Raw genomic sequence first — 24,794 nt, 5'->3', positions numbered from 1 at the left:
TTCCGGCCCCCGCCCGTATTCCTTCCCGCCCCCTGCCCCTCCCCATGTCCGCTTTCCGCCCCGCCCGTCGTCCCGGCGACGCCCTGCCCCGCCGCACCGTGCTGAAGGCCGCCGGCGTGGGGTTGGCCCTGCCGTGGCTCTCCGCGATGGACGGCCGTACCGCCGCCGCCGCGGAGGAGACCCCCACCGCCCCCGAATTGCCGGAGATCGAGCGCGGCGACGGCCCGCCCCGCCGGTTCGTCGCCTTCACGCTGAGCCTCGGCCTGCTGGGCGAGAACCTCAACCCGAAGCAGGCCGGCAAGGGTTGGGAGCCGTCGCGGTACCTGGAGCCGCTGACCGATCTGCGGGACCAGCTGACGATCCTCAGCGGCGTGTCGCACCCCGGCGTTCGCAGCGGGCACCGGGCCGAGGCCAGCCTGTTGACCGCCAACCCCGCTGGCGGTAACGGCCGGGGGCGGAACACGATCAGCCTGGATCAGTACCTCGCCAAGCACCTCGGCGGTTCGACGCGGTTCCCCTCGCTGGTGCTGTCCGGCGGCGGGTCGAACAGCCCCTGCTACACCGACGGCGGGGCGATGATCCCCGCCCAGGACCGCGTGGAAGACCTGTTCGCGGAGCTGTTCGTCGAGGACGACCCCGCCGCCCGCCGTCAGCACGCCCAGCGGGCCGCCCACGGCCGCAGCGTGATGGACCTGGTGCTGGACGACGCGAACCGGCTCTCCCGCGAAGTCGGCGCCGGCGACCGCCGCCGGCTGGACGAGTACTTCAGCGGCGTCCGCGACCTGGAGGTCCGCATGGCCGCCGACGAGAAGTGGGCCAAGTCGAAGAAGCCGCAGGTCGAGATGGAGCCGCCGGACGAAATCCGGGACGCCAACGAGTTCATCGCCAAGCAGGCGTTGATGTCCGAGGTCGTGAAGCTGGCCCTGGAGACCGATTCGACCCGCTATGTGGTGCATCACCTCGGCGGCTCCAACCACCGGGCGCCGCTGCCGGGCGTGAATACCGGCTGGCACAGCCTGTCGCACCACGGCAAGGAGGATGACAAACTCACGCAGCTCGCGATCGTCGAAGCCGCGCTGATCGCCAGTTGGGGCGACTTCCTGCGCAGCCTGGGCGAGGTGAAGGAGTCCGGCCGCAGCCTGCTGGACAGCACGACCGTGCTGCTGACCTCGAACCTCGGCAACGCCTCGAACCACGACAACCGCAACATGCCGGTACTCCTCGCCGGCGGCGGCTACCAGCACGGCCAGCACCTCGCCCACGACCCGCAGGACAACGCCCCGCTGCCGAAGTTGTTCACCACGATCGCCAACCGCCACGGCCTCGGCATCGACCGCTTCTTCGGCGACCCCGGCACCCAAAGCGGGCTGGAACTGGCCTGACGGGGGCGGGCGTCGCACCGGTGCGGCCGCGTTATCAGACTGGGTTCACCCGGGTTCGCACGACAACCGGCCGCGTTTTAACCGGACCGCCCATGAAACTCGTCGCCGAGAGCGAACACAGCACGACGACCGGCAAACGAGCGTGGCTGTTGGTGTGCTGGCTCGTGCTCCCGTGGCTGGTGAGTTTCCTGCTGCTCGTTGGGCTGATTGGTTTCACGCCGGGGCCGTATCTTGGCGCCGCCGGCTCGATCCCGCGCCAGCAGCCTGGGCTCGTCGCCGACGTGATCAACGTCTGGGAGCCGAGCCCGCCGACCGCCCCGGTGACGCAATTCTATCTGATGGTCGGCTGGGACATGCACGTCCTCACCCATGCCAACGCGACGCGGCAGGACTGGCAATGGCGTGCCGGCGGGCTCTCCGCCGGCCGGGGGAGCAGTTCGCTCAGTAGGTCCGTCTGGGCTGCCTGCCGGATCTGGTGGTTGCTCCCGCTGCCGGCGCTGGCGTCGGCGGCCGGTCTCTGGCGGTGGACGCGACGGCAGGGTTCGCCGAGCCCCCCGGTGTGAGCCCGGAGCGCAAGCTCCGGCCGGCGAGCGGAGCGAGCCGAGTGCGGGACGCAACGCACCGCCGGAGCTTGCGCTCCGGGCTCACGCGTTTCCGACGTACGCTCACCGCTGGGAAACGTCGCCGCTCTGCCAAGCCTTTTGGAGGAAGGCGTCGATCCGCTCCATCGTGGGCGTGAACCACGGTTCCCAGTTCCATTCGCCGTGCAGGCCGCCGGTGAGGACGAAGGTGTCCACGGAGACGCCCAGCTTCTCCAGCTTGCCGCGGAGGCCGTCGAAGCTGTCCAGCGAGTTCTCGCCGATCAGCAGCATCGGCGGGGCGTCCGCGGTCGCCCAGTGGGCCGGGGACGCGGCCGTGTACTGCTCCGGGACCTCATCGAAGGTCCCGCCGAGGAACAGCCGGTAGTTGGAGTCCGGACGGCGGGAACTGTCGATCGCCTGCTTCGACTCCGTATCCGTCGGCCCGGCAATGACCACCGCGGCCTGCACCTGAGCGCTGATGGCGTCGACCAAGCCTTTCTGCTCCTCGGCCGGCGGGTTCATCGTCGCCAGCAGGGCGGCGAGGTGGGCGCCAGCGGAACTGCCGACGACGGCGAAGCGGTCTTCGTCGTAGCCGTATTCGCCCGCTTTGGACCGCAGGAACTGCACCGCGGCCCGCACGTCCTCGATCGCCGCGGGGAACTTCGCGGTCCCGGCAAGGCGGTAGTCGATCGTCGCCGCGGCGTAGCCGCGGGCGGCCAGCCAGAGGGCCTTGTTCCGCTCGCCGCCGCGTTCGCCCTTCCGCCATCCGCCGCCGTGGATCAGCACGACCAGCGGCGGCTCCTCCCCCGGCTTGGCGTTCGGCCCGGGCAGATACAGATCAAGCTTCAACGCCCCGGTCTCCCGCTCGGCGAAGGTCACGCCCAACTGCTCCGTCACGCCCTGGGCCGGGCTGAGGTTCGGCCGGACGACCTCATAACCCAGCGGGGCGAGGGCAGCCTTCAGCTCCTTGAAGTTCTGCGGCTTCTTTCCCTCCGGCAGGGCCGGCGGCATCGCGGGGGTCCCGTCCTCCGCCGCGGCGGGAGACATCGCCGCGTCGACGGCGGCACCCGATTCTAGCCCGCGGAGGTAGGCCAGCAGCTCGAAGATTTCGTCCTCGGTGAAGCGGTCCAGCAGGGCCTTGGGCATGAGCGAGACGTCCGACTGCACCATGTCGAGGACGTCCTCCCGGGCGATCACCGTCGGCTCCTTCGCCTCCGGGTCGGAGAGGATCGAGACGGACTCCTCGGTCTCCGCCACCACCAGCCCGGTGAAGACCTGCCCGTCCATGGTCAGCACCTGCCGGACGGCGTACTTCGGATCGACGTGGGCGCTGGGATCCAGCATCTCCCGCAGCACGATGCGATCGTCGCCCTTCCACCGCTCGAACACCCCCACCAGCGACGGGCCGACGAGACTCTCGGCGGAGTCCGACCGATGACACTGGGCGCAGGTGGCCTCCGTGAAGATCCGCTGCCCGATCTCCGGCGAACGGCCGGCGAGCTTCTGCTCCGGATCCGCCCCCTCCGGCAGCAGGTCGGCGACGGTCCACTTCTGCACGAACTCCCGGGTGTTGCCGATCGGGTCTTCCGGTACGGTCGGGTTCGCGAGCCAGGCGTCGAGGTCCGGCACGACGACCATCACCCCGTACATCCGCATCCAGTGCCGGGGGAAGGTGCAGACGTAGGGGTACTCGCCCGGTTCGCTGGGGGCGGTGAAGGTCAGGCGGGAGCTGGCGTGGGCGTCGACCAGTTCCGTGGCGAACAGCACGTCCTCACCGTCCGGCACGTACGGGTTGCCGGTCGAACCGCCGGACGGGCCGACCTGCATGCCGCGTTCGGCCACGTCCCGGAGCTGCCCCGGCGTGGTGACGACCAGGTTGTGCGGCATGAGGTCCTCGTTCTCCAGCCAGACCTGCACCGACCGGCCGGCCTCCACGGCGAAGTAGGGGATGTCGTACCGCATCTCCTCCTCGACGGTTTTGATGCGGACCACCCGCACCGTGACTTCCCGCAGCCGGGTCCGCAGGGCCTTCGCCTCCTCGACCGGCAGCCGGGCGAACAGGCCGTCGGCCAGCTGCATGGCACTGAGAAAGTCGTCGGTGGTGCGGTCGGCGGCGGCCGTCTTCTCCGCCAGTTCGACTAGCACACCGGCCGCCGCGGCGCTGACGGCCGGGTTGCGCTCCTCGGCGGGCACGGTCAGCAGCGTGCGGACCGCGGCAGGCCGGAGCGCCGGGTTCTTCAACAGCGGGGCGAGCCGCACGAAGGTGTCCGCCTGCCCCGCGGGAATCGCGGCGAGGGCGGCGATCGCGGCCTTCTTCACCGCCGCGTCGTCGCTGCTGAGCAGCCCCACGACGTCCTCCCGCAGCCCGACCCGGGCCTCCGCCGACGGCACCAGCGGCAGGGCGGCCAGCCAATCGATCGAGGTGCCGGCGTTGCCCACAGAGAACTTCCCGGCCTGCATCAGCGCCGCGAACGCCGCGACCCGCAACGGCCGGTTCTCCGCCGTCGCCGCGGCGTTCAACGCCTCCGCTTTGGCGGCCAGGGCGTCGACCGGCTGTTTGAGCAGCAGGTTCGTCAACTGCTCCGCCGCCCGCCGATCGCCGCGGTCCTCATCGCCCAAGGGTTCGAGGACCCGCAGCAGTTCGGCGACGGCGTCCGAGTCGTTCAATTCGACCAACCCCGCCAACGCCGCCGCCCGCTCCTTCGGCGACACGCCCGGCCGGGACAGGATCGCCTCGTAAACCGGGGCGTATTTCGGATCGGTGGTCTCCCGCTCCACCAACAGCAAGCGGGCGTCGTCGAGACGCTTCAACTGATATTCAACGATCCGCGGGCTCTTATCGAGGAACACCGTCGGCGGCTTGGGCTTTTCCGCCGTCATGCCCGGCATCGCCTGATCGGCGTGGGCGCCGTGTTCGTGCTGGGCGAACGCGGGCGCGACGCAGGGGGCAATGAGAAGCGCAGCGAGTGGACTGAGGAAAGCGGTCGCGCGGGGCATCGGCGGGGACGGATATCGGAAGGGAGTCGAAGGTGAGATAGACGTAACGCCGAGGCCCCGCGGGGCCTCGGCGTTATCACGATTCGATCGCGGGACGAATCAATCCAGCGCCCGCATCGTTTCGTCGAGGGTGTACTGCAGGAAGACGTCGACGTCGTTTTCCAGCACGCCCAGGGCCAGTTCGATGGCGGCGTCGCCCTCCAGGAAGCTCAACGCCCGCACCGTTTCGAGCCGCACGCGGGGGTGCTCGTCGGCGATGCGTTCCTCAAGCAGCCCCAGCGGGTTCTCCACGCGGTCCAGCCAGAACGACAACACCCGCACCGCCGCGGCCCGGGCGCGGGGGTCGTCGGCGGTCAGCAGTTCCTTCAACAACGGCTCATTGACCGTGTTGTGGGTCTGATACTGCCACAGCCCTTCGAGCCGGCTACGGATATAACTCGGATCGGATTCATCCAGACCGGCGAGCCATTTCTCCACGGCCGGCAGGACCTCGGCGGCGTCGCGGCCCAACAGCTGACGGCGGGCCCGGTACCGGGTCCGCAACTCCGGCTCGTCCAGCAGATCGAGCAGCGCCGGAACCGATTCCCCCTCGATCTTGGGCGCTTCGACCAGCGGCCGCTCCGGATAGGTCACCCGCCAGATGCGACCGTGGGTGTGGTCGCGGGCGGGGTCGCGGAGGTTGTGCTGCAGGTGGCCGATCAAAGCGTTGTGCCAGTCGACGATATAGAGCGAGCCGTCCGGGGCGAACTGGAGATCGACCGGCCGGAAGTTCCCGTCGCCCCCGTTGACCAGCAGCATCTCCCGCTCTTTCGCCGTGAAGCCGGAGCCGTCCTCCTCCACGTCGTATTGCAGCACGGCCCGGTCGCCGATCACGTTGGTGATCAGATAGTCGCCCTGCACCTCGTCCGGGAAGTGCCGGCTGGAAATCAGTTCCGCCCCGGCGGTCGGCCGGATCCGCTTTTTAAAGAACGGCGGGTAGGGGTTGTTGGGGTCGAGGTTCATCTCCTTCACGACCCGCCCGCCCTGGCTGCCGCCGGGGTGCTTTTCGGGCCAGTCGATCCGGCCGGAAATGGGCGTGCCCCAGTAATTCTCGCCCGGGGAGGCGTCCGCGAGGAACTCCTGGCCCCAGTCGTCGAAGACGTGGCCCCAGGGGTTGGCGAAGGCGAAGGAGATATGCACGTCCGTCCGCTCCGTGCGGGGGTTGTACCGCCAGACGCCGGCCTCGCTGAGGCGGTCGACGCCGAACGGGTCCTCCACCTGGCTCATTTTGAACGTGCCCTCCTGGAAGTAGAGGTTGCCGCCCGGCCCCCACTCGAACGCGGCGATGCCGTGGTGACTGTCGGCGGTGCCAAAGCCGGAGAGCTTGCGGATGCGGACGTCCTTGCCGTCTTTCGTGAACTCCCGGCGGACGTCGATTCGATCGTCACCGTCGGTGTCCTTCAGAAACAGAATATCTGGCTGCTGGGCCACGAAGACGCCGCCCATGCCGAATTCAAACCCGGTCGGCTGGTGCAGACCGCCGGCGAAGGTCACGCAGCGGTCGGTTTGGCCGTCGCCGTCGTCGTCCTCGAGGATCAGCAGTTTGTCGTCCAGTTCCGTCTTGGGCTTCCAGTGCGGGTAGGAGGGCATCACCGCGACCCACAGCCGGCCGGCGTCGTCAAAGTTCAACGCGACGGGGTTCGCCAGTTCCGGGAACTGCTCCTCGGAGGCGACCAACTCGATCTTGTATCCCGGCGGCAGCGTGAAGGATTTGAGCTGCGCCTCGGCCGAGAGATAATCCAGCGATCCCAGCTTGCCGGCCTTCGCCTGCTTGTCGTCCTCGCCGCCGACGTTCGACTTCGGATTAATGAACGGCAGCGTGTTCGAGTCGTCGACCTCCGCCGGCACGCTGCCGCCGCCGGCGAGCGTCCAGACGCGGGCGTCCCGGTTGGCGGTCATTTCATCGAGGATCGCCAACTCCCGGTTCATCACGTCCCGGTTGTTATAGGTCCCGTCGGAGCCGGCCAGACCTCGCGGCCCCCAGATGGAGTAGCCGTTGACGGCCCGATAGCGGTGCCACCAATGAAAGTTTTTATCGTCGAGCTCCGCGACCACCGCGGGGTTCGGCGACTCCGCAGCCCCGTCGCCGAACAGACCGGCGTCGAGGATCGGGGCGAGGGCTTCATAGCCCGCCTCATTGAGGTGGGCGCCGTTGAGGGTCAGCCGCTCGTCAGTCTTGTTGAACAGGTCCAACGTCGGGCGGAACAGGTCCACGAAGCCGACGTCGGTCGCCTCCGCCACGGCTTTGAGCGCGTCGGAGTACATCTCCAGCCGCGGGTTATGCGCGCTGCCGTCCGGCAGGTGCGGGTCGCCCGTGTCTTCAAAGGCGATCGGGGAGACCAGCACGATCCGCGGGGCGCCGTCGCCGCTGAAATCCTTGGCCTTCGTCTCCTCGACGAGCTTCGTCATGTCGGCTTTAAAATCCTCCAGCCCGGCCTCGCCGGCGAAGGATTCGTTGAAGCCGAAGAAGTACAGAATCACGTCCGCTCCGACGTGCTTCAGATGATCGTCCGGGGAGCCGAAGTCCCGGGTGCGAATCCGCAGGAACGGTTCGTCGCCGGGAAACGCGAGGTTCCGCACGACCAACTCGCGGTCCGGGAACCGCTGATAGAGCAGCGCCTCCCATTCGTTGTGATGCTGTAACCCCTCTGCCAGGGCGTTGCCGACCAGGGCGATGCGGTCGCCGGGTTCGGGTTCCAGTTCCGCGGCGAAGCACGGGGCGGGCAGGAGGCAGGCGAAGAGCGCCAGCGGCGAAAGTCGAATCATGTTCCGGGGGGCGAGCGGACCGGGGGCGGGGCGGCGGAGCCGGCGACCGAGTCACGTGGGCGTCCGCCGATCGGAGAACTGTACGGGCGCGACCGGGGCGACGGCTACCGTTGGGTCGACGCCGACCGCCGCCCGATCCCCGGTTCGCCCGACCCCGGCCGCACGACCGTCAGTCGGCCGCGGGGAGAATCGGCGTCTCCCACCCGGCCAGATCCGCCGGGCGAACGCCTTTCACATGGCCGCCGTGCCGGAACGTGGTGGGCTGGTAGGGACCCACCAACTCGACGTTCAGGTCCGGAGCGATTTCCTCCTCCAGCCCCGCGGCCCAGAAGCAGGCGTTGACCAGCATCCGCCGGAACCCGTCGTTCCGCAGGTCCTCCGAGGCGCCGTAGGTCGTCGTGAACACCCGACCGGAGCCCGCGTCCTCCGCGGACGAGGCGCCGGGAATCCGGTAGGTCCGCACCCAGGCGCCCGGGCAGGGCTGCTTGTCCGCGGCGGGCGGGGAGTCCGGCGTCATCCCCTGCAACGGCTGGGCGAACGCCAGCACGGTGCTGCCCGGCAGCGGCTCCGCCCAGTACCCGCCCGCCTCAACCCAGGCCTGTTCGACGCCGCGGAGAATCGGGTGGTCCGCCTGCTTCTCGTTCAGGTCCAGCCGCGTGCTCATCTCGTGGTTCTTGCCGTAGTGGCCGACCCACGTTTCGCCGAGCACCTGTTCGCCGAAGCCGCCGTCGAACCCGACGGCCTTGGATTGGAAGTCGTAGTTCGCGAACTTGCTGTCCTTCGACATCTTGAAGGCGTGCGTGGCGGTCCGCAGGCCGATCACCGGCCCGCCGCGGCGGAGATAGGCGTCGAAGTGCGCCATCTGATCGTCCGGTAGATTTTTGAACCGGAGGAAGTTCACCATCAGATCCGCGTCCGCCAGCGCCTCGAGGCCCGGGATGTTGTCCGCCGCCGGATCGATCTCGCCGGCGGCGTTCAGGCTGAACAGCACGGTGCACTCGAACCCGTGCCGCTTCGCTAGGATGCGGGCGAGGGCGGGGATCGTCTCTTCGGAGCGATACTCATGATCGCCGGCGATCAGCACGACCTTCGTACCCTGCCCCGGCCCGGCGTCGCCGCGGTAGACGAGGGGGGCGTTCGCATCGGCGGGGGCCGCGGCCAGCAGGGCCGCGAGGAGGGGGAGAGCGCTCATCGGCAACGTCCGGAAGGGATGGGATCGGAGAATCCCAACGGATCGCGCCCCGAAACGCCAGCGTCGCCGGCCCGCCGATTCGTTTCTGCGACGCCGCGCCTGCCGCGGCGGACAACCTCAGGCCCGCCGACACCTCGGCCGAGCCTCCCGACAAAAGATCCCCGACTAGGGGATGAACGCAACGGACGGAAACCCATAAAACGTAGCTCGAACTCTCTGTCGGGGGGAGAGGGCGACGTAGAATCCGACGTAATCGCCGCGACAACCGTTGCGGACCCGGAACTCGCCCGCGTCGCCGCCGCGTGGCCGCACCTACCGGCGGCCGTGAAGGCCGGCGTGCTGGCGTTGGTAGAGGCGAGCTCCGGGCCACGTGAGTCTAATGCGGGGGGGATGTGATCGGTGCGAGCGGCTGACAGCGCGGCCACACCCCCTCCGCTACCGCCGCCACTTGCATTCGTTTCCTGGCTCGGCTGCGCCGTCAGCCAACGCTTTGTTCGTGTTTTTGCGGAACGCCTCCTGACCAGCGGGCGTGGCCCCTGCCCCCCCCCCCCCGGCGCGGGCGAAGGATCCGCTCACCCGAGAAACACCTTCCGCCGGTGCCACCGCAGGCACGCCGGGTCCGGCCGGTTCGCTTCGACGTTCGGCAGGCGGACCGGCAGCCCGGCGTAGTCCGCCAATGCCCGCTGATCCGGCGCCGCCTCCCGAAAGTACCGGTCGTTCGCCACCAACACCGTCAGATCGTCGGACAGCGACCACAGCCCGTTGTCGAACAGCCAGTGCGGCAGCTTCGACAGGGCGATGCCGTTCTGCGGGGCATTGTTGTGGCTGGCGGCGTGGGCGTGGATGTGGGCCGCGTCCACCGGCGAGCCGACGTCCACGGCGTCCAGCCGGTACCCGGTGAGGGCGCAGGTGTAGTCGTAGGAACTCAGCACTGTGAGCCGGAAGCGGGCAACGTTGCCCCGGGCCGCCGGGGCCTCGGGCACGGGTAGGTCGGCGTCGCTCTCGCCGGGGCCGGCGATCTGGAGCAGGGCGTACAGCTCTGCCCGCTCCTCGATCGGGAAGAACGTCTCCACGAGCACGTGCATCGCCTTGAGGCGACTCGACGGATCCCGCAGGGAGGCGACGAAGCCCGGGTCCAGCGCCGCGGTCGCCGCCTTCCTGCGGTCGTCGCAGGGGGCGCCGGTTTCGTCGAAACACTCCCACAGCCCGTCGGATGAGAGGTGGAAGAACGGCAGCCGCACGTTCGCCGGTTGGGTGCGGCGGTGAGCGACGATCGTCCAGAACACTCCGAACCGGTAGGCCAGGGCGGGTCGAAATGTAATCGTCTCGCTGGCAGGTGCCCCTTCAGAATCGTTTATAAATAGGAGTGAGATATGAAAGGGCTCGCAGGGATCAGGTCGCTCGAGCCTGCTGCCGTGAGCAGAGCTACCTACGCCCCGCGAGAATGTTCGATGCGATGTCCTCGAACCTGCACCTCGTGTCGTGTCAGCGTCTCGTTCCACCCGTCACGGGTGCCAATGCGGGCGGTGTCGTCCAATAGGCCCAGTTTCTCCTCTCGCGCGGTCAGCTTGCGAAACTTCTCGTAACGCGAATCGTCGTCCGGCAAGAACGTCTCCTTGCGATGCAGCACCGGCGGGTTCGCCGACTTGCTGAAGTCGCGGGACTTTACGTCGCACCAGCCCATCGCCACACGCATTGACCATGCCAGAGCAGGGTGCGCTTCCCGGTCGAACGTCGGGTAACAGAGGTAGGAGACCTTCGATTCGACTCGGTTGAACTTGACGAGGTTGGCGTCGTCGTATCCGCCAATGAAGCTGCGGGCGCAGCTCTCGGCCACCCGGAGCGACAAGGGCAGCCGATCAAGATGATCGACGTGGACGTAGAACGCTCTCGGTAACGTCTTGCCGAACGACGCGGAGGCGACGGCCTCCTCGCGAGCCTTCTCGTCGCCGGCCGAGAACAGGGTTCGATCGCCCTCTTCACAGGCCGCGGCGTACGTGCCGAAGTGCGCCCGGATGTCGAGCCGTAGGTCTTCCGGCAGGTCCGACAGCTTTGGCCGCCCGATCCGTCTTTGACGAGATTTCGCATTGGTAGCGTCGTCGAAGCGGCTGAGCGCGAGGTACAGCCGCAATTCGTCGCGACGGGCCGCTTCGTACTCCTCCCAACGCTCCGCCCCCGTGACCCGCCGGACCACAGACATCGCCCGCTTCAGCGATCCGAACGCTTCGGCGATGTCAGCGAAGGTCTTCACTTCCGTACCGCCCGGGAGACGTCCGCGGTCGGCGACGAACGCGATGAGGGGATCGAGCAGAGCCTTGTGCTCCTCGAACAATCGGTCGCTCACCCGCACCCGCGGCGCAGCTCGGCGTCGTACGTAGCGGGACGCGATAAAGCCCTGCCGTCGAGCCGGATCGCGAAAGACGAGCAGCACGCCCGGAGCGATCGGCACCGCAGGCGGGGCGTCGTCCGGCAGCGTCTCGTCTACCCAAGTCCGCAGCTCTGCCTGCGTATAGAACTTCTGGAACGTGCCCGCGGCGGTCCGCGTGCCGTCGCCCTCGTTGCTCGCCGCTCCCAAAAGCCTGGCGAGTTCGTCGCGCAACCGGGCGGAGACGACCAGCAGTTCGCCAGTGAAATCCCACGCTTCACGCAGCGTGTCTGCACGCTCGGCAGGATTCTCGATAACGTTGATCACGTATCCGAGATTCACGACGTCGGCGGGGATTTTCGATGCCCGGGGCGCGTGGCACGGATCCCAACCTGCGGACTCAATCCCCGCCTTTCGCAGCCGCCGAACGTCCCCGCCGCGTCCACAACCGTGGTCGTAGAAGGTGTGCCCTTCGCGCAGGACGCCCAGGTCCAAGGCTAAGCGGGTTGGCCGTGACAACCCGGTTCGAATGATGGCTGTGCGCCCTCGTTCAAGGGACACCTCGAGAACGGAATCGGCGGGCGATCGTGGCATGACAGAATAGTCGACCGCAACCGCCCGCCGCTCAACCGTGTCCTTCGACGCTCCCTTATTCAGAGGTATCGACCTTCGGAACTCATACGATCGGGTGACCGTCTTGTGCGAGTTTGAACGCGACGGCGTGGTAGCAGCTGCGGTACGCCCCCTCCTTCCGACCGACCTCAGCGGGCTTGCCATTATTCTCCTTGTGCACTTGCGAGATGATTTTAGCCATCTCGTCGGCGGCAGCGTCCAACAGCTCAAGCGGATCCATTAACCATTCAAGTTGGCCTTCCTTCCACGCCTCCCGGTCGACGTTAGCCCGAAAGGCAGCCAGCATGGGGTATAACCAACCCTGCATGAACTTTACGTGGAAGTGTCCGGGAGCGAACGTGCACTTTTGATTGCGGAACCGCTCGTTCCCGGCCCCGGTATACTTGCTGGTTTTGGATTCACCGACCTTCAAGCTACCGAAATGAGACTTCATCTCTTTCCGCTGTTTGATGCGTTCAGAAAGGACGAGGATCTCATGAGACCGTGGGGCGATCCGTTCGAACGACCTAGCGGGCACCTCGCCGGGTTCGCATTTTTCGGCCGGCTTGGTGTCCGCTAAGAAGAAATCCAACACCCCTTTCGGGTGGCCAAACACCGTATTCGGGTGCGTGTTCCGATCGGAGAAGCGGTTCACGTCGAACAGTGACAGCAACCCGAGAACCTGCTCGACGCTGACTGTGCCGACGTCACCGGATTTGTAGATGATCTTGTCGGCACCGGTTTTCCCGTCGAGGTGTCGCTTGACGAGGTCGAAGCGGTCCGTCAGTTCGGCGAGGCTAGCGTCATTTACCTGAGCGGAACGGTTCAGCCCCTCAGCAAGTTCCACGATGTCGTCGGGGTGCACGCCCTGCATGAGGTGGACCCGCACGTGGGCATTCAACGAATCTCCGTCGCCGATCTGCTCCCGCGCCTCCATGATCGCGTGGAAAGTGTGGCCTCCGTTGACGATCCCGTGCAGGGCAGGATCAGATAGCCGTACGCGAACGGTCGAGCGGCCTCCTTCTTCCTTCTGCTGGTCGAACCCGTCGACCAGCAAGTAGATGCCCATGTTCTTCAGCACGAACCGGGAGGGGTCGTCCGTCAACGTCTCCACCATCCGCTTGGCGACCGGCCCCTTCAGCCGTCCCTTAGCACTGAGCTGGGGGCGGCGAGGGTTAACACCCATCCACTCCTTGAGTTCGTCGGGCAGATCGTCGACTGGAAGGAAGCAGGTGCCCAGCTTGACCCGTCCGGTGGGGGAGGATCCCTCGGGGAACGGTAGAGACCTCAGTTCGACGTCGGCGAACTCGAATTCGACCGGGCGCAGCGGCGTACGCGTATCCATCTGAAACTTTCTGTTGGGGAAGGCTGAGGGATCTACCCGCGGCCGTAACACGCCCGAGCCAACTAGCCAGGGCAACCTCAATCTACCGATGGGTACCTGCTGCGCCAACTGACGTTGGTGAGCGTCAGTTGATTTCGCTGGACGATGCCGATGTCAGGCGAGGCTCTTCGAGACCAGCTGAGAAACGCTCGCAAGATCACGCTCTCCTACTAGATAGGCGACGCCGCGGTGCAGGTGGCGATGGAACTCTTGAACGACTGCGGTCGCATCGTCTGCGGCGAGGCCGTCCGCAGTGCACCGTTGACGGATTAGGGCGGCGTAGAGGTCCGCGTCGCCCCCGGCGAACGTTCTCCAGGTCATCTCGATGCCGCCGTCGCCGGCGGGGCCGGGATCGCGGGGGCGGGTCGGTTCGGCAAGGGAAACGCAGAGGGCCCACCGGCTCAGGACGTTCCAGCCTTCGATGCCGGTGCGGCGTTTGAGGGACAGCATCTGGTCGCGGGCGGTGCGGGAGAGTCGCACGGTCTCTACGATTGGAGCCGACACCTCGGTCGAAGTTGAATCGCTCATACCGGCACCGTGGCGGTTCGAGAGGCGGCGGGGTGAGAACGTCGCGGCTCGGCCGGTTCGCGGGCGACGGACTCGCTCTCGTGGCCGCCAAAGGGGTAGCCGTTCTTGATCACCGTCCCGCCGCGTTCGTCGTGGTCGAGGTGGAACGCCCGGCTCATATGCGGGGCGAGCGACGCGTAGAGGTCGACGTCGATCTCCTCGTCGGTCGAGAGCAGAATCACCTGCCCGGCGGCGTGCGGGAAGTACCGCTCCGCCAACCGGCGGCGATGGACGCCGTCGAGTCGACCGAGCGGGGTGTCGACGACCACGGGCAAAGGACGGCCGCTGGCACGGGCCATCGCCCAAAGCATCGCCACGGCCAGCAACTGACGCTCGCCAGCACTGAGCCGTTCAGCGCGAACCTCTTCGCCATCCGAATTCGTAATGCTTAGGGCATACGTCTTCGGGTCGATGGAGAGTCCCCTGGCCAGCTCTGTCTTCCTCAATAGGGATCGGAAGCACTCGAGCACCAGCTTTTCCAGCCGTTCGAGGTGCCGGCGACGCAGGCGACTGCCGAACCGAGCCAGGGCGGCGCGAGCGGCTCCGGCGTGACGGTTGAACCGGGCGGCATCGGCCTCTTCGCCGCGGGCGAGCCGATCCTCGGCGAGTAATTTATCAAAATCACGCTGCCTACGGTCTCTCTCAACGGTGGCGTCGGCGAGGCGTTCGTCCGCGTTCGCGAGAGCTTCTCGCTTGGCACCGACCGTCATCAACGCCTCCTCGCGTTCGGACGCCGCTTCGCGAACGGCGTCGGCGTCTGGAGTCATCGACAGGGTGCGGGTCAGGTCATCCGCCCGGCCTGCGGCCTCGGCGTGACGGACCGCGAGTTCTCTCGCCTTAAAAATCTCCGCGGGGAGTACGACGGTGCGGAGTTGAGCGAGGCGATCGGCGGTGCGTTTCGCGTCCGGGGGGGCGGCACGCGAGTGCTCTGGAACGTACGACTCGTTCGCAGCCCACTCGCGGACGATCTCCATTACGTTTGGGTCGGCTTTGGAGGCCGTAAGCTCCGCTTCTAATCGGTCGGCCGCGTCTCGCAGCACGTGAGCGGCGACACGCTGGTCTGACCGGCGACCGGCTTTCTCCAACTGCTCCTCGGTCCGCTTGATGAGCGGGGAAAGGAGAGCCAGCGGAAGCGAACCGGCGGCGAGGGTTCGCATCTCCTGCTCGACGCCCCGACGTTCCGTGACAGCCTTTTCCAGCCGCTTCTCGTTCTCGCGGCGGTCGTCGGCGGCTCGACCGCCCTGTTCGCTGTAGCGGCGATCCGCCCTCTTGAGCAGCTCCTCGGCCCGATCGAGCTGTGAGCGCGCATCGGCGACCGCCTGTGCCACGACCTGTCTCGCCTCCTCGGCTGCGTCCAAAGCGTTCTCAGCGGCAGGCACCCGATCGTCCTGCTCAGCGGCTCGATCAACCTGGCGGCGTTTTAGCAGGACGTCGAGGTCCGCATGCAACTGGTCGACGAGATCGGCTCCCAACAACGCGCCAACGGCGGTGCGGAGCGTCCCCGCGGACTGTTCGGGGTCGGCGAGTTGCTCGATCCGTTCCCCGTCAAAGAAGAACAGCGGGGCGAGTCGTGGCGGCAGGAATTGGGCGACGTGCTCCGGCCACAGGCCACACAGGGGCGGATCAGGTTCGCCGTCGACCCAGATGTCGAGGACTTCCTTAGCCTTCTTTGAGGCGGACGGCGTGAGGCTCCAACACCGGCGGAGTCGGTACTCCTTCGGCTTGCCGGATTCGTGCACGGTGAACGTGACCTCAACCGCCGAGCCCTCAGACGACGGCGACGAACGATTCGTCGATCGCCGCAGGTATTCGTCATAGGCCAGCCCGCTGCGACGGACCGGTTCGGAAAGGTTGCCGTAGAGGGCGAGTTGAATGCCCTCCAAAATGGTTGTCTTCCCGGCCCCGTTGAGACCGCCGAACAGAATCACCGGCCTGTCCGGCGAGGCCGGGCGTAGGTTGGCCCGCTGCTCGCCGCGGTAGGGGCCGACGTTGTTTAGAACGAGTTCGTCAATCCGCATCGACGGCCTCCGCGTTCTGTTCCGCGTCGTTGATCGGTTGCAGCAGGCTGATCTGGACGAGCTCCTTCTTCGGCGGTTCCTGTTCGTCCTCGCCGCTGCGTTGGCGGGCCCGGTCGAGCGCGTCGTCCTCGCCGTCGTAGAAACATTTCTCGACGGTCTTCTCCAACGCTTTATACAGTCCGCGGCGGTTCGCCTTGGTGCGGAATCGACGCTCCACGTCCAGCAGGTTGCGAGCTAACTCGAAAGTCAGCGGACCGGCGGCGGGGACGGCGGGATCGTCGCCGCCGACGCCAGGTTGCGACTCCTCGCGCAGCATCGCCAGCGCCTCGGCGTCGAACACGAGGTCCTCGTCGATCGGCGGTCCCGGATAGGCCTCGCCGATCGCCTCCTCGTAGATCTGCGGAACGAGGTCCTCAATTTCGTGTTTCTCGACGACCCACAGTCGACGAATCTCCTGCAGCTCGGGAAGGGTCAATAGCTCCGTCTCGGCGACTGCGGGAGGACCGATCTCTCGGACGATTTGCTGGGTTTCCAGTACGCGACGCAGCCAGTTGGCGCGAGCCTCCTGCGTGTACGGCCCGCGGACGAGTTGGCTCTCGTCGCTATCGCCGGGGTGGTAGAGCGTGAGGTTGCCGGACAGCCGGCGATAGTCGCGGTTCTTCTTCTCGGTCGCCCGCTTCTCGTCACCGCGAAAATCGAGTTCGTCTCGCAGGGCGAGCAACGGCTCCATCCATTCCTTCTCGGCATCGTTCTGGATCATGGCCGCCATCGAGCGGTCCTGATCGACGAGCGTGCAGACGTAGCACCCGAACCGGCTGTTGCCGCAGGAGGGAGTGGTCTTATCGACCACGAGCGGGCACTCGCCGTCCTCGCTGGCCCCGCGGTACATGCCCATGAGGGCGTGGTTGTCCTGTCCCCACGGGTTGCCCTCGCGGGTGAGGAACGCCCACACGTCGTCGTTCGCCCAACGCTCGATGGGCGTGTAAATCAGGCAGTTCGGCAGCGTCACGTTCGGCGAGAGACGATCTCGGACGGCGTTCTCCGCGTGCTTGGCCATGTTGCGGGCGCGGGCTTGGCTCTCGGCCCGCCGGGTGCCGAGCACGAGGATCGCCTCGCCGTTCTCCCGCACCACGTCGCGGATGAAGTTGTTGCTCGGCTGAATCTTTAGGCGGTTTGTGCACCACCGGAACTTGTTCCGGGGGGCGGGGTAGCCGCGGCCGATCAGGTTCACCCAGAAGGTGTCCTCGACCGGCGGGGTGAGCCGATGCGATTGAATCGGCAAGCCCTGCTCGCGGGCTGCGTCGCCGATCTTCTTCAACGAGCCGGAAACCCATGCCGCCACGACGGGGTTCTCAACGAGCGTGTCCGTGCTGATGACGTGCACGGGCTTGGTGCGCTCGGCGGCCGGCAGTTTTTCCAAGGCCCGCCAGACAAGCTGCAGGATCGCCGTGGAATCTTTGCCGCCGCTATAGCCGATGACCCACGGGACGGCGTCGTCTTTATACAGCGTGCAAATCTCCGTCCGCAGGGCGGCCAGTTCGCCGCTCATCCCGCCGTCGAACGCCGACCCGCCGCCCATGAAGGGGGCAGGGTTATCCAGCAGCCCGTTCGGGGCGTCGTTAGTCGTTTCGGCCGTCATCGTCGCCTCTCGGCCGTCAAGTAGTGATCGTTGCGCATTCTGGTTCATCGGCGGTCGCCCCTCGGCGGGGTGAACTGTTCCTCGGCCCGCCGTTCTTCCGGTCCGAGCGGCAATCCGAGGTGCGTCTTGATCGCATTCGCGGTCAGCCGCACGTTCTGGTCTCCCTTCTTGACCTGCCCGTTGATGACGGTGCGGCCCTGCCAGACCTCCTCCGTTCGGCCCCAACGGAGCGTGCGGAGCGGTTCCAACTTCGCACGCCACACCTTCGGGTCCGAGTCGGCGTGCAGCAGCGAGTTGCCCGTTCTGCCCAATGCGACGAGCGTGGTGCTGTGCGTGTGGATGAACTGCTTGCGAACGTCCCCCGCGCTCATCTTGTGCTGGTGAACAAGCCGCCACTCCGGCACATGATCCGCGACGGCCTCCCACCACGCCACGGCTAGTTTCCTAGCCTCGTCGCGATCTTCGATCTCCAGCCGATCTAGGAGAGCCGTATTGGCGTTATAGATCGCCGAGAGGGTGAATAGCCGCTTCGACCTGGGCGACAGGCTGCTGCCCTCCAGTTCGACCAGCGGCTTGAAGAAGTCGCTGCCGAGCACCATTAACCGGGCGAGGACTGCCTTGTCGTCGCGGTGGTCGTAGAGCACGCCGATGCTTTTGCTCGGGCGGACGACGTGCCGGTTGAGGTCCGCGAACATCTGCTGGCAGCGTTCCAGCCCGAGATCGAGGAAGAACACGACCGCGATGCTTTCGTCGCCCAGGTCGGGGTTCTCCTCCAACGCACGCTGCACCGCCGCCCGCCGGTGCTGACCGTCGTTGATGATGAGCTTCGCCCCCATCGGGATGCTGAGCTTGCCGAGCAGCCCATCTTCGTCGAGCGGCTCGAACTGGACGTCAGAATCGATCGAGGCGGTGATAGCGCTAAAGCAGTAGTCGTCCGGGTTGTCGAGTACGTACCGGGTGATCTCCGGCAGACGCCCCTTGTTCAACGCCCGCTGTGCCCGCAGTTCGGGCGGCAGTTCTTCGTTGTCGAACGTGAACAGCTTGGGCACCAACCTCAGCGGGCACATGCTGATGTAGTATTCCCGACCGGCTTGGATGCCGCGGATCGCAGGGAAGTCGTATCCGAAGCTTACTCGCCCGATCTGCCGTCGCTCCCGCCCACTGGCCAGACCGCTGCCCACGGCGGGCGGGGCGGCTTTCCTGTTCACTGACATGGCGGACCCCTTGAGGACTGGCGGGGTACAGTGTGCGGACGGCAACTGTTTGTCAAGATGCACCGCGACATCCAAACGTCGGCCCCGATTCTCACAAACAGCCATGCCTGAACATCCGGTCTATCTGGACTGCAATGCGACCACGCCGCTGCTCCCGGCGGCCCGCGACGCGATGCTGGAGTGGCTGGATCCGGCCCGCCCGGCGAACCCCGGCAGCCGCACCCACGGCTACGGAGCGGCGGCAGCGAAGGCCGTGCAGCGGGCTCGCGAGCAGGTCGCCGCCGCGGCGGGCCTGCCGGCGTCCGGCGTTATTTTCACGTCGGGGGCGACGGAGGCGAACAACCTCGCCCTGCTCGGGCTCGCCGCCTCGGACGCGGCAGTCAAGCGGAAGCACATCGTCTCCACTGGCATTGAACACCACGCGGTTCTCGAGCCGTTGGAATCTCTCGCCGCCCGAGGGTTCGACGTCACGTTCGTGCAGCCGGAAGCGAGCGGACGCGTCGATCCGTCGCGAATCCTTGATGAGGTCCGCGACGACACCTTGCTGGTGTCCGTCATGCACGTGAACAACGAGACCGGCGTGATACAGCCGATCGAGGCGATCGCGGACGGCCTCGGCGACCGTCCCGTCTTCCTGCACGTCGACGCTGCACAAGGCTTCTGTAAGGACCCCGAGCCGCTCCGACACGACCGTGTGGACCTGATCGCTGTCAGCGGCCACAAACTCGGCGGTCCGATGGGTATCGGCGCGTTGCTGATGAAGAAACGTCGTTTTCGCCCGCCGCCGCTAGTCGCGGTGCAACTTGGGGGTGGTCAGGAACGAGGTTTACGCCCGGGCACGCTTCCGACGGCGTTACTCGTAGGCTTTGGTGCCGCTGCAGAAGCGGCAGCAAGCGGCACTCAAGAGTGGCGAGTTGCCTGCGAGCGTTACCGGCGGGGTATCCTGGAAGGTCTTGCCGCTCTCCCCCACGGCGTCGACTTCAATACAGACCCGGACACCGCCCTGCCGAACTGCGTGAACGTCAGCATCCGCGACGGCGCCGACGGCTGGCTTGACGGCGAAGCGGTTCTACTGGCATGGAAAGGCCTGCTGGCAGCCAGCAATGGCTCTGCCTGCACCTCCGCGGGCACGGAGCCGAGCCACGTACTGCGGGCACACGATCTCTCCGAAGCCAGGGTGCGGGGTGCCGTGCGGTTGAGTTGGTGCGAGCGAACCCCGGCGTTGAATTGGCAGGCTGTCGGGCAGGCGGCGGCTCGCTTGATCTGAGAGCAAGTCGGCCTAAAACACCCCGTCCAAGCCAGGAAGGTCGCCCCCGGCTTCGCGATCGAGATCCGTCATAAGCCGGATGAGACCGTCTAGAAGGGAGTCCGGATTGTCCTCGATGCAGTAGTGCCGCATTTTGGCGAGACCGGCGGCGGCGTATTGTTCGAACAGTGTGATCCGATCCGGCTGCCGTTCGTCCGACATCACCTTGAGGTCGTCCTCCCGATCAACGGCGAGGGCGTCGAGGAACGGCAGATCGTCCGCCGTTCGGAAGATGTCCAACCGGATGCTGTCCCCCGTCTTGGACGGGACCTGCTCGGTCAGGTCGACCTCGTCTCGAGCGGTCGCCCAGCCGACGGCCGCGGCGAACATAAGCGTTTTTTGGTTCGTGTCGAAGACGCCTTCGCGATCGTCGCGACGAAGTCGCTCCATCAGATCGCTATAGCCTTCGGGGATTCCGACGCGGTCTTTCACGGCTTGATCTCCACGAGTTCGCTCCAGTCCGTCACCGCGTCCCGTTCCGGGACGACGTACGGCACTTCAGTTCCAGGGGCCCAGGTGATTGAGCGAACCTTTGAGGGATCGCCCTGATTGTGCAGTTCAAGCACGTAGGCTTTGTCCACGCTGTCGCCGAGCGTGTCGCTCACATCGCCGCTCCACTGATCCCAGCTAGTGATCAGAACGATTTGCGGAACCACACGCCGCAGTCCGGCAGGGACGTGGCGTTTGAAATGTTCGTCCATCGTGGCGAACGGGGCGTCCATCACTAGCGGGAATTCGCCTCCTTCAAACATGGTCGCCCGCTCGTTTCGGCTGCGGCGTTCCGCATTGTCCTCGCCGATGTCTTTTGCGAGTTGAATTAGTCCGGAGACGAAGCAGAGGGCGAGAGCACGCAGGTTGGCCGATGACGGAGCGGACCGCACCCAGTCGCCATGAGGGCCACGCTCGCGGATGCTCAGCTCGAACTCTTCGGTGAACGACACAGACCGCGGTAGCTGAGCGACGTCCTCCCAGTTCTCTTGAAGCCGTCGATCGAGATACTGCTGAATAATCGCCACCCAACCTTCGCGAAGGCGGTCGAGACCCTCGGCGGCCTCGACGACGATATCCCGCTGCGACTGCAGGGCCTGCATACGGCGATCCAGCTTGTTCTTCTTCTTAAGATCCTCCTCTAGAGCGGCAAGGCTCTCGCCGAGCTCTTCGACGTCGCGCTCGGCGTACCCGGTCTCTTTGATGTAGCGTTTTTCCTCTGACCGGAGTTCAGTCAGTCGCGCGTTCTTATTGTCCAGATCCTCTTTGCCGAAACGCTGACGACCGACCTTGTCCTCCAGGTCGGTTCGCTTCCGCTCAGCGGAATAGAGCTGCTGGACAAGCTCAAACCGAATGCTCCGGAGCTCCTCGAACTTTGTCGTGAACTCACCTCCTCGCTTCGCGAGTTGGCTCAGCCCGCCGGTGAGGGTCATCAACTGTTCCTCCAACGCGGCGAGTCCTGTCGCCGCTTTCCAACCCGTCAACTTGGCTCGCTCTTCAGACCCCAAGTCACGGCCGCAGATACAGGAACCCCGCTCCAGCAGGTCTTCCACGAATTGCGGTTTGATGCGGGCCGGCAGCTCCCCTCGCTCCCGAGCGTCTGCGGAGAGCCGCTTCGTCGCCTCGAGAACTTTTATCCCGACGCCTAAGAACCCGTTCGTCGAGAACTGGGAAGCCAGGTCTTTTTCGGTTCGGGCCAGATCCGCTCGGACGCCCTCAATCGCCCGCTCAGTTGCGGCCTTTTCTTCGAGCAGGGGGCGGACCTCTTCATGCTGTTGCAGCTCTCGTTCGAGAGCCTCAATCTGCTTGTTGACGCCGTCTCGATTTCGGATCGCCTGCTGTTGCCGCTCGACGGCGGCATCGCGGTCGACGCGGGCATTCTCGACGCGGTCGGCGAGTTCGCGTGTCTCGCCTTGCGCTGACGAGCGAATATCGCTGTCGAGGCCGCGGGCCAGTCGGCTGCGTAGGTGTTTGACGCAGCGGCCCATCAATCCGAGGCCGAGGAAGTTTTCGACTCCTCGGCGAAGTTCGATCGCGCGGCTCTGCAATCCGAAGTCTTCAATCTCTTCGCCGCGGAAGAAGAAGAACGTTCTTAACGCCTCCGGCAGCAACTGCTCGACAGTACGACCGGGATGCTCGTCTCGCTTTAAGTCGCCGCCCACGCCCTTATAGACGTCGAGCGTGACCTTCCCGACGGCGTCCAGCTTGCTGCCGTCGAGTTTTTCAAACTCTCCGCGGCGGCGGATGACGTAGACCTCCGGGCCGTGATCAATTCGCAGTTCCACACCGACAGCAACCCGTTCGCCGATGGCGGTGTCCTGAATCGCCTTGTGCGACACCAATTCGTCCGCGTTCTCCGCGTCGAGCTTGCCGTAGAGGCACCAGCCGAACGCCTTCAACAGATTCGTCTTTCCCGCGCCGTTCTCGCCGAGAATGACGGTGACGTTTCGAGAGCCGGGCGGGGCGAACTCGATCTCATAGCGGCCGGCGACCTGCCGGAAGTTTTCGATCGTTAGGCTGCGGAGAATCACGTGTCTGCCCCCTCATCATTCGCGGGGGTCGCGAGGTTGCGAACGGTGTTGGTCAACTTCCCCTCGATCAGCTTATAGGCCGCGTTCGATTGGAGGTGGCGATGTTCCCATTCCGCCTGCGTGGCGATCCCGAGAAGTTGCCGCGCCGGCTCCGACAGATTTGCGAGAACGTCCCGGCGAAGTTCGTCACGTCGACGAACGGCCTCGGACCAGTTGAACTCGCCGCCGCGGTGATCGTCAGGGGGCATGTCGTTGGAAACCCGGTCGGCTGAGGGCAATCGTCAGAGATGCGAGAGGCCCAACGCCTCAAGCGTTGGGAGGAGTGTGGCGCGGGCCTGCGGACCGTTCAAGGCAAGGTCGGCGAACTCCGCGACACGGGCGAACTCCCGCTCCAGCAATCCCCGCATCGGGCGGTACTCCGGCGAGTCGGGATCGGCCGCTTCAGCCGGCGGGACGACCACGAAGTCGTAGATCTCAGCAAGCTCTTTCCCCTCAGCGCGGCGGAGCACGCGACCGCGCCGTTGGATGAACTGCCGGGGGTTGGTGCTGCTGGCAAGGATGAACGCCCGTCGTACGGCCGGCACGTCCACGCCCTCGTCGAGGCAGCGGATCGCCACCAACGCCTGAATCGTGCCTTCCTCGAACGCGGACATCACGTCGGCGCGTTCGTTCGCGGACACTTCGGCCGTATAGGTCGAGGCGGTCATCCCCAGTTCGCTCGCCATCGCCGCGGCCGCTTTCACCTGCCGCACGGTTTCTCCGTCTCCGATCCTCAAACTCGAGGATGACACGGCGGATTCGATCTCGACCCGACCGTCGCCGCAGTAGATCAGGTTGAAGCGGCTCTTGCGGTGCGGCTCCAACGCCGTTCGTAACGCCGGAAGTTTGCCGCTCGCGGATCCCAGCAGCCGGGCGCGTTTGAGCAGTAACCCTAACGCCGTTTCCGAGAGATTCTCGTCCCGCGGATCGGCCATGAACCGTGCGAGTTGCTTGGTCAGCAGCAGGTATTCTTCCCGCTCGTCGTCGTCCAACTCAATCAGAATGGGGAAGTATTTATACGGCGTAAGGACCGGCGGTCGCATCTTCAGGGCGTCGCCGAGCGAAACGTCGGCGACCGCCGAGCCGAAGTAACGATTGACCGCGGCGGTGCCTTCCTGGTCCATCCAGCGGCTCGGAGTGGCGGACAGGCCAAGCCGCAGCGTGACCCGCTCCGGCAGGGCGGCTCGAAGATTCCGTGCGCCGAGGTTGTGCACCTCGTCGGCGATCAACAGCGTGCGGACCTTCAACGAGTCCAGCATGTCTTGGAAAGCGTCTCCCGAGAACGTGGCGTTCGTCGTGGCGAACGTCGCTAACAGGCGGGTTCCTGCGTTGAGTTGATGGACGGTCGCGTCCGCCGCCGGCTTCCAGGCGTGTCGTGATCCGGAGCATTCGAGCGGATCCAGCCCGAACCGACGTCCCTCCTTCAACCATTGGGAGACCAGGTTCAGGTACGGCGCGACGATGACGACCGCCAGCGGGCCGCCCGCACGGCGGTAGAGCTCCTCCGCCGTGCAAAGGGCGGTGAACGTCTTCCCCGTACCGGTCGCCATCGCATAGATGCCGACGCCGCGTGCCGCGAACCAACCGTCGATCGCAGCCTGTTGATAATCCCGCAGCGCAAATCGAGCCGGTCGACGGAGAATCTCCGGCGGGACCGAGTCTGCTGTCGCTCCAACCGAGGCGTCTTCGACGGAGACAGAGTTCGCCACGGTCGGCTGTTCGTTCCTCGCGGTCATGAGGCCGGCGCGGAAGGCGTCGTGCAGGGGGAGGACGGAGACGCCCGGCGTGGCGTTTTCCCAGAGACGCTCAAAATGCTCTTCGACCGCGCTCGTCGCCACCCCCGGCGCATGAAACAGCAGCCGTTCGTAGTTACGCGTGTAGGCGGCGGCGGTCTCGTTGGCGCTACCCTCAAAGGCCTCCACAAAGGCCTTTCGAGCGAGCAAGCCCAGCTTTTCGTGGTAGATGCCCTCGAAGAACGCTCCCGTCACGCGGCCATCTGGAGGCACGACCGTCGCGACGCGGATCTGCAGGCAGCCCGCAGCGATTGCCCATTCCATCAGCCGCTCGGCCCAGCGAACGTGGTTTGACGGGCGGCCTGGATGCACCGGGAAACGGCCGTAGAGCGCTCGCTTCGCGGCGGAAAGATCCTTTGCCGCCCAGACGGGTCCACAGAT

Annotated in this window: 17 protein-coding genes; 3 read left to right on the top strand and 14 right to left on the bottom strand. The window is 66.1% G+C overall.

Features of this window, described 5'->3' with window-relative positions; all coding sequences use genetic code 11:
* Window positions 1-44 precede the first annotated feature (44 nt).
* Together CA12_RS14325 and CA12_RS14320 are read left to right on the top strand one after the other, a co-directional pair.
* On the top strand, window positions 45-1,382 hold the full coding sequence (locus tag CA12_RS14325; RefSeq protein WP_145359727.1) for a DUF1552 domain-containing protein: 1,338 nt from the start codon (window positions 45-47) through the stop codon (window positions 1,380-1,382).
* A gap of 92 nt (window positions 1,383-1,474) precedes the next feature.
* Window positions 1,475-1,945: a hypothetical protein gene (locus tag CA12_RS14320; RefSeq protein ID WP_145359726.1), complete on the top strand. Its 471-nt coding sequence runs from the start codon at window positions 1,475-1,477 to the stop codon at window positions 1,943-1,945.
* A gap of 102 nt (window positions 1,946-2,047) precedes the next feature.
* Here the strand turns inward: CA12_RS14320 and CA12_RS14315 are convergent, their stop codons facing one another.
* The 10 genes from CA12_RS14315 to dndB all read right to left on the bottom strand — a co-directional run bounded on the left by CA12_RS14315 (window position 2,048) and on the right by dndB (window position 18,750).
* Complete coding sequence (locus tag CA12_RS14315; protein ID WP_145359725.1) at window positions 2,048-4,960, bottom strand: alpha/beta fold hydrolase; 2,913 nt, start codon at window positions 4,958-4,960, stop codon at window positions 2,048-2,050.
* Between the two features lie 99 nt (window positions 4,961-5,059).
* A complete protein-coding gene (locus CA12_RS14310) occupies window positions 5,060-7,765 on the bottom strand; it encodes a PVC-type heme-binding CxxCH protein (RefSeq protein WP_145359724.1) in 2,706 nt (901 codons plus the stop codon).
* Between the two features lie 169 nt (window positions 7,766-7,934).
* Window positions 7,935-8,957: a ThuA domain-containing protein gene (locus CA12_RS14305; protein WP_145359723.1), complete on the bottom strand. Its 1,023-nt coding sequence runs from the start codon at window positions 8,955-8,957 to the stop codon at window positions 7,935-7,937.
* Window positions 8,958-9,529: 572 nt separating this feature from the next.
* Entirely contained in the window at window positions 9,530-10,243 is a 714-nt protein-coding gene (locus CA12_RS14300) for an HNH endonuclease (RefSeq protein WP_145359722.1), read from the bottom strand.
* 143 nt (window positions 10,244-10,386) lie between these two features.
* Window positions 10,387-11,916, bottom strand: a complete 1,530-nt coding sequence (locus CA12_RS14295) for a DNA phosphorothioation-associated putative methyltransferase (RefSeq protein ID WP_165700770.1) — start codon at window positions 11,914-11,916, stop codon at window positions 10,387-10,389.
* Between the two features lie 82 nt (window positions 11,917-11,998).
* A complete protein-coding gene (locus CA12_RS14290) occupies window positions 11,999-13,279 on the bottom strand; it encodes an AIPR family protein (protein ID WP_145359720.1) in 1,281 nt (426 codons plus the stop codon).
* 153 nt (window positions 13,280-13,432) lie between these two features.
* A complete protein-coding gene (gene dndE / locus CA12_RS14285) occupies window positions 13,433-13,822 on the bottom strand; it encodes a DNA sulfur modification protein DndE (RefSeq protein WP_207622008.1) in 390 nt (129 codons plus the stop codon).
* A gap of 20 nt (window positions 13,823-13,842) precedes the next feature.
* On the bottom strand, window positions 13,843-15,903 hold the full coding sequence (gene dndD, locus CA12_RS14280) for a DNA sulfur modification protein DndD (protein WP_145359718.1): 2,061 nt from the start codon (window positions 15,901-15,903) through the stop codon (window positions 13,843-13,845).
* Entirely contained in the window at window positions 15,893-17,482 is a 1,590-nt protein-coding gene (dndC, locus tag CA12_RS14275; protein WP_145361546.1) for a DNA phosphorothioation system sulfurtransferase DndC, read from the bottom strand. The genes dndD and dndC overlap by 11 nt, the downstream gene beginning before the upstream one ends.
* A 104-nt stretch (window positions 17,483-17,586) precedes the next feature.
* Window positions 17,587-18,750 carry a DNA sulfur modification protein DndB gene (gene dndB, locus CA12_RS14270; protein ID WP_207622006.1) on the bottom strand — a complete coding sequence of 388 codons (1,164 nt, stop codon included), beginning with the start codon at window positions 18,748-18,750 and terminating at the stop codon, window positions 17,587-17,589.
* Window positions 18,751-18,859: 109 nt separating this feature from the next.
* Between dndB and CA12_RS14265 the strand changes: the two genes are divergently transcribed.
* A complete protein-coding gene (locus tag CA12_RS14265) occupies window positions 18,860-20,023 on the top strand; it encodes an aminotransferase class V-fold PLP-dependent enzyme (RefSeq protein ID WP_145359716.1) in 1,164 nt (387 codons plus the stop codon).
* A 12-nt stretch (window positions 20,024-20,035) separates the two neighbouring features.
* Here CA12_RS14265 and CA12_RS14260 read toward each other — a convergent pair whose 3' ends face one another.
* Genes CA12_RS14260 through CA12_RS14245 form a run of 4 tightly spaced genes read right to left on the bottom strand, consistent with a single transcriptional unit; the run spans window position 20,036 to window position 24,677 of the window.
* The gene (locus tag CA12_RS14260; protein WP_242688226.1) at window positions 20,036-20,452 is read right to left on the bottom strand and encodes a DNA phosphorothioation-associated protein 4; all 417 of its coding nucleotides are present in this window, start codon (window positions 20,450-20,452) and stop codon (window positions 20,036-20,038) included.
* 38 nt (window positions 20,453-20,490) lie between these two features.
* Window positions 20,491-22,581: an AAA family ATPase gene (locus CA12_RS14255; protein WP_145359714.1), complete on the bottom strand. Its 2,091-nt coding sequence runs from the start codon at window positions 22,579-22,581 to the stop codon at window positions 20,491-20,493.
* Window positions 22,578-22,829 carry a hypothetical protein gene (locus CA12_RS14250; RefSeq protein ID WP_145359713.1) on the bottom strand — a complete coding sequence of 84 codons (252 nt, stop codon included), beginning with the start codon at window positions 22,827-22,829 and terminating at the stop codon, window positions 22,578-22,580. Before CA12_RS14250 ends, CA12_RS14255 begins: the two co-directional genes overlap by 4 nt.
* Window positions 22,830-22,862: 33 nt before the next feature.
* Window positions 22,863-24,677 carry a DEAD/DEAH box helicase family protein gene (locus CA12_RS14245; protein ID WP_207622005.1) on the bottom strand — a complete coding sequence of 605 codons (1,815 nt, stop codon included), beginning with the start codon at window positions 24,675-24,677 and terminating at the stop codon, window positions 22,863-22,865.
* Between the last annotated feature and the right edge of the window lie 117 nt (window positions 24,678-24,794).

It is taken from the genome of Alienimonas californiensis (genome assembly GCF_007743815.1).
GTDB classification, from domain to species: Bacteria; Planctomycetota; Planctomycetia; order Planctomycetales; family Planctomycetaceae; genus Alienimonas; species Alienimonas californiensis.
The sequence above is the reverse complement of the archived record's forward strand: the minus strand, read 5'-3'. Positions and strand labels throughout refer to the sequence as shown.

Excerpts from the sequence above, each read along its gene's own strand:
- CA12_RS14325 (WP_145359727.1), top strand. The coding sequence starts at position 45 with ATGTCCGCTTTCCGCCCCGCCCGTCGTCCCGGCGACGCCCTGCCCCGC.
- CA12_RS14320 (WP_145359726.1), top strand. The coding sequence starts at position 1,475 with ATGAAACTCGTCGCCGAGAGCGAACACAGCACGACGACCGGCAAACGA.
- CA12_RS14315 (WP_145359725.1), bottom strand. The coding sequence starts at position 4,960 with ATGCCCCGCGCGACCGCTTTCCTCAGTCCACTCGCTGCGCTTCTCATT.
- CA12_RS14310 (WP_145359724.1), bottom strand. The coding sequence starts at position 7,765 with ATGATTCGACTTTCGCCGCTGGCGCTCTTCGCCTGCCTCCTGCCCGCC.
- CA12_RS14305 (WP_145359723.1), bottom strand. The coding sequence starts at position 8,957 with ATGAGCGCTCTCCCCCTCCTCGCGGCCCTGCTGGCCGCGGCCCCCGCC.
- CA12_RS14295 (WP_165700770.1), bottom strand. The coding sequence starts at position 11,916 with ATGCCACGATCGCCCGCCGATTCCGTTCTCGAGGTGTCCCTTGAACGA.
- CA12_RS14290 (WP_145359720.1), bottom strand. The coding sequence starts at position 13,279 with ATGGATACGCGTACGCCGCTGCGCCCGGTCGAATTCGAGTTCGCCGAC.
- dndD (WP_145359718.1), bottom strand. The coding sequence starts at position 15,903 with ATGCGGATTGACGAACTCGTTCTAAACAACGTCGGCCCCTACCGCGGC.
- dndC (WP_145361546.1), bottom strand. The coding sequence starts at position 17,482 with ATGGGCGGCGGGTCGGCGTTCGACGGCGGGATGAGCGGCGAACTGGCC.
- CA12_RS14265 (WP_145359716.1), top strand. The coding sequence starts at position 18,860 with ATGCCTGAACATCCGGTCTATCTGGACTGCAATGCGACCACGCCGCTG.
- CA12_RS14260 (WP_242688226.1), bottom strand. The coding sequence starts at position 20,452 with ATGGAGCGACTTCGTCGCGACGATCGCGAAGGCGTCTTCGACACGAAC.
- CA12_RS14250 (WP_145359713.1), bottom strand. The coding sequence starts at position 22,829 with ATGCCCCCTGACGATCACCGCGGCGGCGAGTTCAACTGGTCCGAGGCC.
- CA12_RS14245 (WP_207622005.1), bottom strand. The coding sequence starts at position 24,677 with ATGGAATGGGCAATCGCTGCGGGCTGCCTGCAGATCCGCGTCGCGACG.